Source organism: Streptomyces sp. SD31, from assembly GCF_052068475.1.
GTDB lineage: Bacteria > Actinomycetota > Actinomycetes > Streptomycetales > Streptomycetaceae > Streptomyces.
Map to the genome: position 1 here is coordinate 62,655 of NZ_JBQHCX010000005.1, position 12,839 is coordinate 75,493.

Annotated in this window: 8 protein-coding genes; 2 read left to right on the forward strand and 6 right to left on the reverse strand. The window is 72.3% G+C overall.

Translation table 11 applies throughout. The annotated features are described in order from the left end of the window. Positions 1 to 3 precede the first annotated feature (3 nt). The gene (locus tag ACTMVF_RS12360; RefSeq protein WP_441271018.1) at positions 4 to 1,041 is read left to right on the forward strand and encodes an N-acetylglucosamine kinase; all 1,038 of its coding nucleotides are present in this window, start codon (positions 4 to 6) and stop codon (positions 1,039 to 1,041) included. Continuing rightward, positions 1,038 to 3,314, forward strand: coding sequence for a glycoside hydrolase family 3 N-terminal domain-containing protein (locus ACTMVF_RS12365; protein ID WP_441271019.1), 2,277 nt, complete (start codon positions 1,038 to 1,040; stop codon positions 3,312 to 3,314). The genes ACTMVF_RS12360 and ACTMVF_RS12365 overlap by 4 nt, the downstream gene beginning before the upstream one ends. Here the strand turns inward: ACTMVF_RS12365 and ACTMVF_RS12370 are convergent. From ACTMVF_RS12370 to ACTMVF_RS12395, 6 genes are all read right to left on the reverse strand, one after another. Continuing rightward, entirely contained in the window at positions 3,278 to 4,162 is an 885-nt protein-coding gene (locus ACTMVF_RS12370) for a carbohydrate ABC transporter permease (RefSeq protein WP_441271020.1), read from the reverse strand. The genes ACTMVF_RS12365 and ACTMVF_RS12370 overlap by 37 nt on opposite strands. After that, positions 4,159 to 5,199 (reverse strand): carbohydrate ABC transporter permease, encoded by a 1,041-nt coding sequence (locus ACTMVF_RS12375; protein WP_441271021.1) that lies wholly within the window; start codon positions 5,197 to 5,199, stop codon positions 4,159 to 4,161. Before ACTMVF_RS12375 ends, ACTMVF_RS12370 begins: the two co-directional genes overlap by 4 nt. Before the next feature lies 1 nt (position 5,200). Further along, positions 5,201 to 6,571, reverse strand: a complete 1,371-nt coding sequence (locus tag ACTMVF_RS12380; protein WP_441271022.1) for an extracellular solute-binding protein — start codon at positions 6,569 to 6,571, stop codon at positions 5,201 to 5,203. A gap of 138 nt (positions 6,572 to 6,709) precedes the next feature. Beyond that, the gene (locus ACTMVF_RS12385; protein WP_441271023.1) at positions 6,710 to 7,426 is read right to left on the reverse strand and encodes a peptidyl-prolyl cis-trans isomerase; all 717 of its coding nucleotides are present in this window, start codon (positions 7,424 to 7,426) and stop codon (positions 6,710 to 6,712) included. Then, positions 7,423 to 11,664: an NEW3 domain-containing protein gene (locus ACTMVF_RS12390; RefSeq protein WP_441271024.1), complete on the reverse strand. Its 4,242-nt coding sequence runs from the start codon at positions 11,662 to 11,664 to the stop codon at positions 7,423 to 7,425. The genes ACTMVF_RS12385 and ACTMVF_RS12390 overlap by 4 nt, the downstream gene beginning before the upstream one ends. Positions 11,665 to 11,776: 112 nt before the next feature. Beyond that, positions 11,777 to 12,661 (reverse strand): MurR/RpiR family transcriptional regulator, encoded by an 885-nt coding sequence (locus tag ACTMVF_RS12395; protein WP_441271025.1) that lies wholly within the window; start codon positions 12,659 to 12,661, stop codon positions 11,777 to 11,779. Between the last annotated feature and the right edge of the window lie 178 nt (positions 12,662 to 12,839).

Sequence of the window (12,839 nt, forward strand, 5' to 3'; positions counted from 1 at the left end):
GCAATGAATAGTGATTTGAACCAAACCTCGGCCGGTTCGGCACCCACGGCGTACGTCGTCGGCCTGGACGCCGGAGGCACCCGTACCCGTGCCGTCCTGGCACCCCTGCGTGCCGGCGCCCCCGAGGGCGAGGGCGTCGGCGGGCCGGGCAACGCCCTGACCGTCCCCGGTGCGCAGCTCACCGAGCATCTCGCCGAGGCCCTCGCGCACGCCGTGCCGGAGGGGCTGCGCGGCCGTGTCGTGGCCGTGGCGGGCGGGTTCGCGGGCGCCTCGCGCACCGCCCCGGACGAGCCGGGCCGGGTCAAGGCGCACGCCGCTCTCACCGTCGCGCTGAGCCGGCTGGGCTTCGGTGACGCCTCGGTCGAGGTCCACAGCGACATCGAGGCCGCGTTCGCCTCCGCGCCCGGCAACCCCGCCGACGGCCTCGCCCTGGTGGCCGGCACCGGCGCGGTCGCGGCGCGCATCACCTCACGCGCGTGCACGACCACCGCCGGGGGCGACGGCTGGCTGCTCGGCGACGACGGCGGCGGCTTCTGGATCGGACGCGAGGCGGTACGGGTGGCGCTGCGCATGGCGGACGGGAGAGGCGGGCCGACTGCGCTGGCCGCGTCGGTCGGGCGGGCGCTGGGGGTGCCGGAGGACGTGCTGCCGGGTGAGACTCCGGGTCCGTACGACGCCGGAGCCTGGACTCGGGCCCGGCGCGAGGCGTACCGCATGCACCTGCTGCCCGCCGTGATGGACCGGCCGCCGGTCCGGCTGGCCCGGCTCGCCCCGCTCGTCACGGAGGCCGCCGCCCGGCACAAGGACGTCGTTGCCACCGGAATCCTCGAAACGGCCGCCGAGCACCTCACCGGCACCGTCCGCGCCCTCGAACCCCGGCCGGGCGAGCGGATCGTCGCGACCGGCGGTCTGCTCGGTCCGGACGGACCGCTGACCGCGCCCCTCACCGCACGGCTGCACCCCCTCGGCCTCACCCTCGACTGGGTGGCCGACGGCTCTCAGGGCGCCGTCGCCCTCGCCCGACTGGGGTACGCCGGATGAGCGGCCTCACCGCCCGGCGGCACCCCGCAGACCTCCCGCCCACCCCGCTCTACCGCGACCCCAGCGCCCCCGTGGACGCCCGGGTCGGCGACCTTCTCGCCCGTATGACCCTGCGCGAGAAGGTGGGCCAGCTCAACCAGCGGATGTACGGCTGGAACGCCTACCGCCGCGCCCCCGACGGCGGCTTCGAACTCACCGAGGCCCTGTACGCCGAGACCGACCGCTTCGAGGGACTCGGCGCCCTGTACGGACTCCAGCGCGCCGACGCCTGGTCCGGCGTCGACCACACCGACGGGCCCGGCGCCGAGGACGGCGCGGCCCTCGCCGAGCTGGTGCAGCGGCATGTCGTCGAGCGCAGCCGGCTCGGCATACCGGCGCTGTTCGTCGAGGAGGTGCCGCACGGCCACATGGCGCTGGACGGCACGGTCCTGCCGGTCAATCTGGCGGTCGGTGCCACCTGGGACCCCGAGCTGTACGAACGCGCCGCCGCCCACGCCGCCGCCGAACTGCGGGCCCGCGGCGGTCATGTCGCCCTCGTCTCCGCCCTCGACATCGCCCGCGACCCACGCTGGGGCCGCACCGAGGAGTGCTTCGGAGAGGACCCGTACCTCGCCGCCCGCTTTACGGAGGCCGTCGTACGCGGCATGCAGGGCGAGCCCGCCGAGTACTTCGCCGCCGACAAGGCCCCCGTCGTCCTCAAGCACTTCGCCGGCCAGGGCACCACCGTCGGCGGCCGCAACTCCGCCGAGTCCGAGCTCGGGCTCCGCGAACTGCACGAGATCCATCTGCCCGCCGCCCGGGCCGGCGTCCGGGCCGGCGCCGCCGCCGTCATGGCCGCCTACAACGAGGTCGACGGGACGCCCTGCTCCGGCAACAGGGCCCTGCTCACCGAGCTGCTCAGGGGCCGCTGGGGCTTCGAGGGCCTCGTCATGGCCGACGGCCTCGCCGTGGACCGGCTGGCCCGTATCACCGGCGACAAGGTGACCGCGGGCGCTCTCGCGCTCGACGCCGGCGTCGATCTGAGCCTGTGGGACGAGGGCTTCACCCACCTGGAGGAGGCGGTCGAGCGGGGGCTGGTGGCCGAGGAGGCTCTCGACACCGCCGTGGCCCGGGTCCTGCGGCTGAAGTTCCGGCTGGGGCTGTTCGACCGGCAGGGCGCGCCGCCGCCGCCCTTCCCGGCCGGGGGCAGGAAGCTGAGCAGCCGCGTCGCCCGGGGGGCGGTCACCCTGCTCCACAACGACGGCGGTGTCCTGCCCGTACAGGCGGCCGTCTCCCGTGTCGCCGTCCTCGGGCCCCAGTCCGCCACCACCGCCCACCAGTTGGGCGACTACACGGCCCCGCAGCGCCCCGGCATGGGGACGAGCGTGCTCGACGGGCTACGGCGCCTCGCCCCGCCCGGTGTCGACATCCGGCACGCTCGCGGCTGCGCGCTCACCGGCGAGGACCTCTCCGGCATCCCCGAGGCGGTCGCCGTGGCCGCCGCGTCCGACCTGGCGGTGCTCGTGCTGGGCGGATCCAGCGCCCGTACGCACGACACGGAGTTCGACGCCAACGGGGCCGCGCGGACCGCCGTTTCGCACATGACCTGCGGCGAGGGCGCCGACCTGGCCGGACTGCGGCTCGGCAGGGCCCAGTACGCCCTGCTGGACGCCGTCACCGCGACCGGCACGCCCACGGCGGTCGTCCTGATCCAGGGCCGCCCGCACGCCGTCCCCGAGGCCGCGGACCGCGCGGGCGCGCTGCTCACCGCCTGGTACCCGGGGCCCTGGGGCGGCGAGGCCATCGCCGAGGTCCTCCTCGGGCACACCGAGCCGACCGGCCGCCTCCCCGTCTCCATCCCCCGCTCGGCGGACCGACTCCCGGTGTACTACAACCACAAGGAGACCGAGTACGGCGGCTATGTCGACGGCAGCGCCGAGCCGCTGTACGGATTCGGGCACGGGCTGTCGTACACGAGCTTCACGTACGGACCGCCGCGGCTGGACGGGGACACCGTCCGCGTCGACGTCACCAACACCGGGCAGCGGTACGGCCGGACCGTCGCGCAGCTGTACATCCGGCGGTTGCGGACCCCCGTCTGGCCCCGCGCCCTGGAACTGAGGGGGTTCCGGGCCGTCGAGCTCGCGCCGGGCGAGACCCGCACGGTCGTCTTCCCCCGGCCCGCCACCGACGCCGGGACCACGGTGGAGGCCCGCGTCGCCGAGTCGGCGCGGGCCGCACTGACCGCCGTACCGACTCAGAGCTTCACGGCACCGGACGAGACGCCCTTGTAGAACCACCGCTGCGTGATCACGAACAGCACCAGCACCGGAATCACCGAGATCACCGACCCCGCCATCACCAGCCGCTGGTCGTACCCGAACGACGACGTCTGCAGCCGGGCCAGACCCAGCGTCAGCGTGAAGTGCTCCTCGGAGCGCAGCACGATCAGCGGCCACAGGAAGTCGTCCCAGGCGCTGATGAAGGTGTTGATGGTGACGACCAGGATCGCGCCGTACGCGGAGGGCAGATACAGGTGGCGGAACCGCTTCCACTCGCCCGCCCCGTCCAGCATCGCCGCGTCCTCGATCTCGCGCGGGACGGCGAGGAACGCGGCCCGCATGATGAGGACGTTGATCGCGGCGACGAAGCCGGGCAGCCAGACGCCGACGAGGTGGTCGACCAGGCCCATGTCCCGGATGCTGAGGAACAGCGACACCATGATCGATTCGAAGGGGAACATCATGGACGCCATCAGCAGCACCCAGACCAGCCCCCGGCCCTTCCAGCCGGGCTTGGAGAGCATGTATCCGGCCATGGTGGAGAAGACGAGCTGGCTGGCGATCGAGATGACCGCGACGAACAGGCTGTTCCTGATGTACGTCCACACCGGGACCTGGTCGAAGACCTGCTCGTAGGCGCGCAGCGTCGGGTGGTGCGGGATCAGGGAGGCGCCCGCGCCGAAGACGTCCTCGCCCGTGCCCTTGAGCGACGACAGCACCTGCCAGACCAGGGGGCCGACGGTGATGAAGAGGACGAAGACCAACAGCAGGTAGCGCAGGGCCAGTTCGCGGGGGCGGCCGTAGTCGCGCCAGCGGGGCAGCAGGCGTCGGCGCTTGGCGTCGAGCGGCGCGGTCGTCATGCCTCGTCCTCCTTCGTCAGGCGCTGGGCGAGCAGCGTGAGGCCCAGGGTGAGTGCGAACAGGGCCACGCTGACCGCCGCGCCGTAACCGGCGTTGCCGGTGAGCGGGTCGAGTCCGACGTCCCGGATGTAGAAGGGGAGCGTGCGGTCGGCGCCGCCGGGGCCGCCGGTGGAGCCGCCCAGCATGTAGATCTCCGTGAAGACGCGGAGCGAGCCGATGCCCGTCAGGGTGCCGACCAGCATCATCGACGTGCGGACGCCGGGCACGGTGACGTGCCAGAAGCGGCGGACCGCACCGGCGCCGTCCACGGCTGCCGCCTCGTGCAGTTCCCTGGGCACGTTCCCGAGCGCGGCCAGGTAGAAGATCATGTACCAGCCGAGGCCCTTCCACAGCGTCAGGCCCATCGCCGACAGCAGGATCAGCCAGGAGTCGGACAGGAACGGGATGGCCTCGCGGATGAGATGCGCCTTCTGCAGCCAGGTGTTGACCAGGCCCTGGTCGCTCAGCAGCCACTGCCAGCTCAGGCCCACGACCACGCTGGAGGCGAGGACGGGGGTGTAGAAGGCGGAGCGGAAGAAGCCGATGCCGGGGAGGTTCTTCTCCACCAGGATGGCGAGCAGCAGGGGCAGCAGCACCATCAGCGGGACCACGATCAGCGCGTACAGCAGGCTGTTGCGGGTGGCCAGCCAGAAGTCGGAGTCGGACAGCATCCGCCGGTAGTTGTCCAGGCCGACCAGGTTGTACGCGCCGCCCAGCGGCTTGGCGTCGGTGAAGGACACCAGGATCGTGTTGAGGAACGGGAACACCCCGAACACGGTCGTGCCGACGATCGCCGGGAGCATCCACAGCCACGGCAGCCACCAGCGGCGGTAGAGCGCCGCGCCCCCGGCGTCCGCCGTCGGGCCGGGCCTGAGGGAGCGCAGGAGGCGGCGCGGCAGCCCCGGCGCAGCGGGCGCGGGGGAGGCGCCGGGGCGCTGGGCGCCCGCCCCCGGGGGAGCGGGGACGGGCGCCTTGTCCAGTGCGGTGCGGCGAGTCACGTCAGCCGGCCTGCTCGATCAGCGCGTTGGCCTTGGACTGGGCCTCGTCGAGGGCATCCTGCGCGCTCTTCTTGCCCTGCATGGCCAGCTGGATCTGGGCCGAGATGGCGTTCAGCTCGCCCGGTGTGAGGGCGATCTCGTCGGCCGTGGCGGTCTGCCGGTCACTCGCGACGATCTTGCGGGCCTCGGCGAACGGGTCGGTGCCCTCGACCTTCTGGAAGAACGGGTCCTTCAGCGACTCGGTCGTGGAGGGGAAGATGACGACGTTCGGGTCCTTCGCCCACTGGAGCTGGTTCTTCGCGTTGGTCAGGAACCGCGCGAAGGCCAGCGCGGTCACCGCGTTCTTGCTGGTGGACGCCACACCGATGTACTGCGGGGCACCGACGGTGTGACCGAGGTCGTCCAGCGGGTAGCGGGCGACGCCGGTCTTCTTGTAGACGCTCGGGTTGTTCTGCTGGATGAAGCGCAGGAAGTTGGGGTTGGTCGGGCCGTAGGCCAGTTTGCCCTGCCCGTAGACGTTGGACGGATCCTGGGTGGAGGAGAGGGAGTCCTTCGGCATCGCCCCCGCCTTGTAGAGCTTGGTCATGCCCTCGACCCACTGCACGGTCCTCGGGTCGTCGGCGAAGGTGAACTTCTTGCCGTCCGCCGAGAGCACCTCGATGCCCATCTGCTGCCAGTCGGCGGGGATGCGCAGCTGCGGGTTGGCGAGGAAGGCGAAGTACTTGCCGTCGGAGGCCTTGGCTATCTTCTCGGCGTCGGCGAACAGACCGAGGATGGACGTCGGAGGTTTGGCCGGGTCCAGGCCCGCCTTCTTCAGCAGGTCGTCGTTGAAGGTCTGCACGATGCCGCCGGAGTACCAGGGCAGCACGCTGTGCACCTCGGTGCCGTCGGCCGCGGCGTAGGTGCTCGACTTCCACATCGACTCGGTGAACGGCTCGCCGGCGTCCGGCGCCTTCTCGTCGAGGTTGAGCAGGTAGCCGTTCTTGGTCAGCGCCACCGCCGTGTTGACGTTGATGTTCACCACGTCCGGCAGGGTGCAGCCCTGTGCGTCGGCGACCAGGCGCTGGGTGAAGGTGGCGTCGCCGGGGTCGTCGATCCACTTGACCTTCGTGCCCGGGTGCTCCTTCTCGAAGGCGGAGATGACGCCGTTGAAGTAGTCGCCGAAGTCTTTCTTCAGGTTGGTCGTCTGGAAGGTGATGTCGCCCTTGACGTCCCCGGAGAGCGCCCCGGATCCGACGTTCGCCTTGTCGACCTTGCAGCCGCCGGCCGTGGCCTCACCGTCGTCGGAGCCGCCGGAGAGGCCGCAGCCTGCGGCCGCGAGTGCCAGGGCGAGGAAACATGCCAGGGATCCGGGAAGTCTGCTTGCGCGCATGGGTGCCCTCCTGCGGCCGACCGAGACGGCTGGGTTTCGCTGGTTCAAATCACCAACTTGGACGCTGATTGATGAAAAGGTGGACCAGAATTCATCGGAGGTCAATGGGTTGCCGGGTTGCTTTTACGTTCCGGTCGCTCAGTGGCGGTGCTCGTGGTCCGGGTGGGAGGGGTCGCCCGGGTGCTCGTGGCCCGGGGCGTACTCCACGCCGGTGCGCGCCTGGTCCAGCCAGTCGAAGAAGGCTCGCCGCCCGGCCGCCCGCCGCAGTTCGTGTGCGATGCCCTCGCGGGCGTGCTCGTACGGCAGGAAGTCCGCGGGGGTGGTGGTGCCGAAGGGGTCCACGCCGCGCCTGAGCGCGGCTGGGGTGAGGAAGCGGTCGGGGTTGCGGTCGTAGTAGTCGCGTACGGCTGCTTCCGGGACGTGTTGCTCGCTCTCCAGCTCGGCGAGCAGGGTGCGTGCGGCGGGGGAGTGGGCCAGCGCTGCCGCGACGATGCTGCCGAGGTTCGCGACGTCGGCTTCGGCCACGGTGAGCATGGCGGCCGGTGACACTTCCGCCGAGGCCGGCAGGCCGCGCTCCACGCAGGTTCGTCGGGCCAGTTCGTCTATCAGGACTACTTGGGTGGCCCAGCGGCGCCGTTGGCGTTCGGCCCTGGCGGCGCGCTCCGAGGGCAGTGGCGGGATGTGTCGTCGTTCGTCCGCGGGTCCGTTGTGGTTGGTCGCGCCCCGCGGCGGAGCCGCATATCGATGCAGCCCCGCGCCCCTGAGGGGCGCGGTCGAACCGGCGTTCAGGAAGGCGTCCACGCGTTCCGTGCGGACCGCTTCACCATGCACGTGAGCCGCGTATTCCCGCGTCATGGCGTCACCTCCAGCTCCACGGCCTCCGTATAGGCGACGCAGCCGTGCCGGCCCACCTTCGCCATCAGCCAGTACGACCCCGGCGGCATCGCCCCTCCGTCCACCTCGATCGCGCACTCCAGTTGCTCCCCGCCCGCCACCGTGAAGCCCTGGCAACCGGGGGTCACGGCCGCCCAGGTTCCCCACGAGGAGACGGCCCACAGGGTGCCGCTGATCGGCCCCCGGGTTCTGTTGCGCAGGGTCACGGGGACCCGGACCCGTTCACCCCGGCGCACGCTGACCCGGTCGACTCCCAGGCCCGTCACCAGCGTTGGCCCCATGTGCCCGTCCGGCACATCCAGCGCCACGACGTCCTCGTACGTCTGCCCGCCGTACGACAGCCGGGCGGCGAGCCAGTGCCGCCCCGGCTCGGCGGTGGGCGGTGGTGTCACCGTGACCTCGGCGATCGTGAACCCGCCGGGGCCCAGGGCGTACGGCAGCTCGGCCGGCTCGACGGACCAGCCGGGCGGGGCGTGCAGGCTCGCCGTGCCCGACACCGGCGCGTCGGTCAGCTCCGAGCTCACCCGGACCGTCGCCGTGACCGGACCGTCGGCGACGGTGAGGGTGGTCGGGGAGACGTACACCGCGACCGGCATGTTGCCGCGTGGGGCGGGGCCGGAGTTGTGCAGCCAGTACCGGGTGGGGACGGGCTGGGCCGGTTCGTGGGCGGCGATGCCGGGGCCGGAGGAACTCTCCGCGTCGGCGGTGGCGAGAACCGTGGCCACCTCGAAGCCGGTCAGGCCGACCGCGAGCGCCCCCTGACCGTCGGGCGTCAGCGGCTCCCCCCGCCTCTCCAGCACGTCCGCCCGCGCACCGTCCGTCCACTCCCGCGGCCCGCGCACCCGCGCCCGCACCGGCCGCCCGTTCACCTCATGCACCCGCACGACGACCCCGCGCCCCGGATCGGCCGGCGCCGCGCTGCCCCGCGCGAGCGGCGACCCGGCCGCCTTGAGCGCGTCGAGCAGCACCTCCCCGGCCGGTTCGAGCCCCAGCAGCACAGCCTTCCTGGGGAGTGCCGCATCCTCGGCGGCCGTCCGCCGTACCCGTCCCGTCAGCGGATGGTTGAACGCATGCCCGGCCTGCGGCAGCCGCAGCTCCCGCCAGTCGCCCGCGCCGGCGACGACGGCGTACTCGAACGTGTGGGACCAGCGCTGGAGTTGGAAGGCCGAGCCGTCGGGCGCCGTGCGCCGGGGCGGGTCCACCCAGATGCCGGAGGGCCAGCCCGTGCAGGAGCGCATCAGCGACATGTAGAGGTCGCCCGACGAGGTCACCACACAGCCCGGCGTGCCGCGGTTCAGGACCGCGAAGCTGCGGCCGTCCCACGCGTCCCCCGGTGGCAGGGCCTCCCCGCCGCCCGCCGCCGTGGCCCGCAGGACCGCGTCCTCCAGGTCGGCGATCAGCGCGTCGACGGCCTTGGCGTCGTCCTCGGGGCGGACGCCCGCCACCACGAGCAGCGGCAGCCGCTCCAGGTCGCGCAGGTCGGCGCCGGGCACCCACTCCTCCCGCAGCGAGGCGCGCGGCGCGACCCAGATGGCCGCCACCCCTCGTTCGGCGAGCTGTCGGCGCAGTTCGCGGCCGGCCGCCGGGTCCCAGCCGAGGGCCTCGGCGACCACGGAGTTGCGCTCGGGGGTGCCGACCGCGATCCGGATGTCGGGCAGGTTGGAGTCGACCTCCAGGTCGCCGTAGCGCGGGCCCCCGGCGATCGTCGAGGTCGCCGTCACGCCCACCCGCACCAAGGCCGCCGCGAGCGTGGTGCCCAGTTCACCGGCGTCGTCCCAGGAGGGGTACACCAACTCGGCGACTCCGATGGACCGTTCGCCGAGGGGACGTCCGGAGTCGTCGGCCACCGCGATCCGCGCGGTGGACCCCAGCCCGAACCACGTGTTGGCCGGATTGTCCAGCGTCCACGGGAACCGCTCGCTGTCCACCTCCACGAACCCGAACCCGCGCCCGATCACCGCGTCGGCCACCTCGTGCACCGGCAGCCCGCCCCGCACGTCGGACGGCCAGCGGACCCGGATGAGGCGGTCGGCACCGTCGTAGCCGTCGAGGGTGGTGGTGAGGTCGAGGCGGTCGACGCCCTTCCAGAGCGTGAGCCGCTGCGTGTAGCGGAAGAGGCCGAGGTCGGCGCGGACGGTGATGCGTGATCCGGCGGGGGAGTGCTCGACATCGATGTCGGCCGTGACGTCCCGGCTGCGGGCGGCCGTGGTGCCGGTCGGGGTGAGGTGCCAGGGGCCCTCGCCGAAGCGCGGGTGTCTGGAGTACTCCTCCTGTACGACCAGCTCGTTGCCGATGTCGCCGGGGCGCAGCAGTTCCCGGCCGGCCTCCGTCAGCGCCCGCAGGCTGCTGACGGCGCCGCCGCGCGCGGGATCGACCGTCACTTCGTAGAACTCGTTGCGGATGGTGGTGCCGTCGCCGGGCGTCCACTCGGGGACGGTGCCCTCGGCGAGCGCGAGCGCCTTGAGGCCCATGCCCGGCACCTCCGGTACGACGACGCGGAGTGCGCCGTCCTCCCGTACGGCGGGCAGGGGCAGGCCGGTGTCGTCCAGCGGGACGAGTCCGGGGTCCTCGACCTCCAGTACGTCCCGTCGCTCCCAGGTCGCCGCGTTGAAGACGACCAAGTCCGGGGTGCCGCCCGGTAGTCGGGCGACCCTTCTCGCCAGGGCGTCGGTCGCGTCGGCGTGGACGGTCTCGGCCAGGTCGTACAGCTCCCGCCAGCCGGTGAGCAGGTCGATGTAGACCTGGTCGGACTCGGAACCGGTGATGGCGTCGTGGTGGGCGCCGTAGATCAGCTGCCGCCAGGCCTTGTCGAGGGCCGCGTCCGGATAGGGGTGCCCGGTCACCAGCGAGGCGAGCGTCGCCCAGGCCTCCGCGTCGGCGAGCAGCGTCTCGCCGTACCGCTGGGCCTGCTTGGTGTCGATGTAGGAGACGTCCTTGCCGGTGTAGATCGGGTTCATGTCCCGCGTCTGCGGGGAGGCCTTGCGGCCCTGCGACTCCAGCTCCGCGCGGACGGCCGCGAAGAAGTCCCGCGGGATGCCGCTGACGAAACGCGGCCAGACGTAGCGGGCGTTCCAGTCCCGGTGGATGTCCATCACCCAGCGGCACGGCGGCGCGTAGTCACCGCCGACCGGGAGCAGCACGTTGCGGGTGAGCGCGACCTTCTTCAGCCCCTTGAACAGCTTGAGCGCGGCCGCCTCCGCCTCCGGCAGGGTGGGCGCGTTGTCGATCGCCCAGCCGGCGCCGTAGTGGTTGACCATGTACGCGGTGAGGATGCCGCGCCCCGAGGGGGCGATCCAGTCGAACTCCGCCGGGAACTGCATCCGCTGCGGATCCCGCGGCTCCTCGCCGAAGACGGACAGGGTGGGGCCCCACTGGTGGAAGGGGCCGCGCGCCCACGAACTCGACGTGACGCCCGCGTCCGCCATCAGCCCGGGGAACTGCGGGTCGTGCCCGAACGCGTCCAGCTGCCAGGCCGTCTCCGGCGAGGCCCCGATGATCCCGCGCTGGAAGCCATCGCCGTACAGGGCGTTGCGTACGGTCGCCTCGGCGCCGGTGAGGTTGGTGTTCGGCTCGTTGTAGGTGCCGCCCATGATCTCGACGCGGCCGGTGCGGATCAGCTGGCGCAGGAAGGCGCGCTCCTCCGGGAAGGCGTCCCAGTAGGGCTTGAGGTAGTCGACCTCGGCGAGCACGAAGGTGTAGGCCGGGTCGCGGCGCGCCAGATCGCAGTGGGCGCGGACGAGGCTCATGCCGGACTGGCCGCGCGAGTCGAAGGTGCGGGCGGGCAGGCCGGTGGTGGCGGGGTCGTCGGCGACGTCCCAGGTCTCGGTGTAGGCGCCCTGGGTGTTCCACCAGACGGGGTCGTAGTGGAAGTGGCTGACCATGAACATGGTCCAGCCGGGCTCGGTGGCCGTGAACGCGGCGGAGTGCTCCGCGCTGCGGGCCGGGTCGTCGGCGTCCTCGGCCGTGACCCTGATGTGCGTACGGTCGCCGGGGGCCAGGTCGGTCGTCACCGGTATCTCGGCCCGTACGGTGCCGTCGTCCCCCGCGGTCGCCTCGGCGGTGCCGTGGACACCCGGCCCCTCGACGGTGAGGCGGACCCTCCGGCCGGGGAGGTGCCCGATCTCGACGGCCAGTACCTGCTGCGGGTGGTCCTCGGTGCCGACGAAGAGCTCGGTCGACTCGACAGAGATGACGCGCATGGGGCTCCTACGAGTGCTCGTGGGGAGCCACATCCTGGCACCGAGGGGTTGGTTCAAACAACCATGCGGATGCCTTTTCGGTGGTTCATCCATGCAGTCCTGGACGCGAGGGTCAGCGTGCCCGGCGTGACTTCACCGCGTGCTGCGGGGTGATGTGGTCGGTCAGCGCCAGTGAGGCGCTCGCGCGCTGGTAGGTGAGCTGGGCGACCCGGACGTACAGGCAGTCGACGAGCATCAGGACGGAGTGGCGGCTGCTGATGCTCTCGGCGCGGAAGCTGGTCTCCGAGGACGACGAGATGAGCCGGATGTCGGCGGCCCGGGACAGCGGTGAGCGCGGGTCGGTGGTGAGGGCGACGGTGGTGGCGCCGCGCTCCTTGGCCATCTCGAACGGTTCGAGGGTCTCGCGGGTCGCCCCGGAGTGCGAGATGCCGATGGCCACGTCGGCCGGGGTGAGCAGGGCCGCGGAGGTGGCCGCCGCGTGCACCTCCGTCCAGCCGCGGACCGAGCAGCCGATGCGGAACAGGCGCGTCTCCGTCTCCTGCGTCACGGCGCCGCTGCCGCCGACGCCGTACACGTCGATGCGCCGGGCGCGGGCCAGGGCCTGGGCGGCGCGCTCGATCGCGTCGAGGTCGATCCGGTCGATGGTCTGCTGGATGGCCCGCAGATCCGCGGTCCCGACGACCTGCACGACCCGTTCGAGGCTGTCGTCGGGGGAGATGTCGGGCCCGATCTCGGCGGTGCCCCAGTCGGAGACCTCGCCGCGGCCGCGCTCCTGGGCCAGCTCGATCAGCAGATGCTGGTAGGAGTCGAGGCCGATGGCCCGGCAGAAGCGGGTCACCGTCGCCTGGGAGGTGCCGGTGCGGCGGCCCAGCTCGGCGGCCGAGCAGTGGGTGACGGCGGCCGGATCCTCCAGGATCAGCTCGCCGACCTTCCGCAGGGAACCGGCCAGCCGCGGCAGCTCGGTGCGGATCAGTGTGGTGACGTCCGTCGGGGGCATGGGGAGAAGGTACCAGCCACCGTTTGCTCCGCAGGTTGAATACCAGGACCGAGACAGGGGCGTGCGGCTCGTCGGCTCCTGCCCCGTGCGCTCATTGCTCCTGCCATCCAGTGTGTGATTTATTGATTCACCAATGGAGTCGTATGGGGTGGTTCAATCCACCGGTGGGGAGTGACGC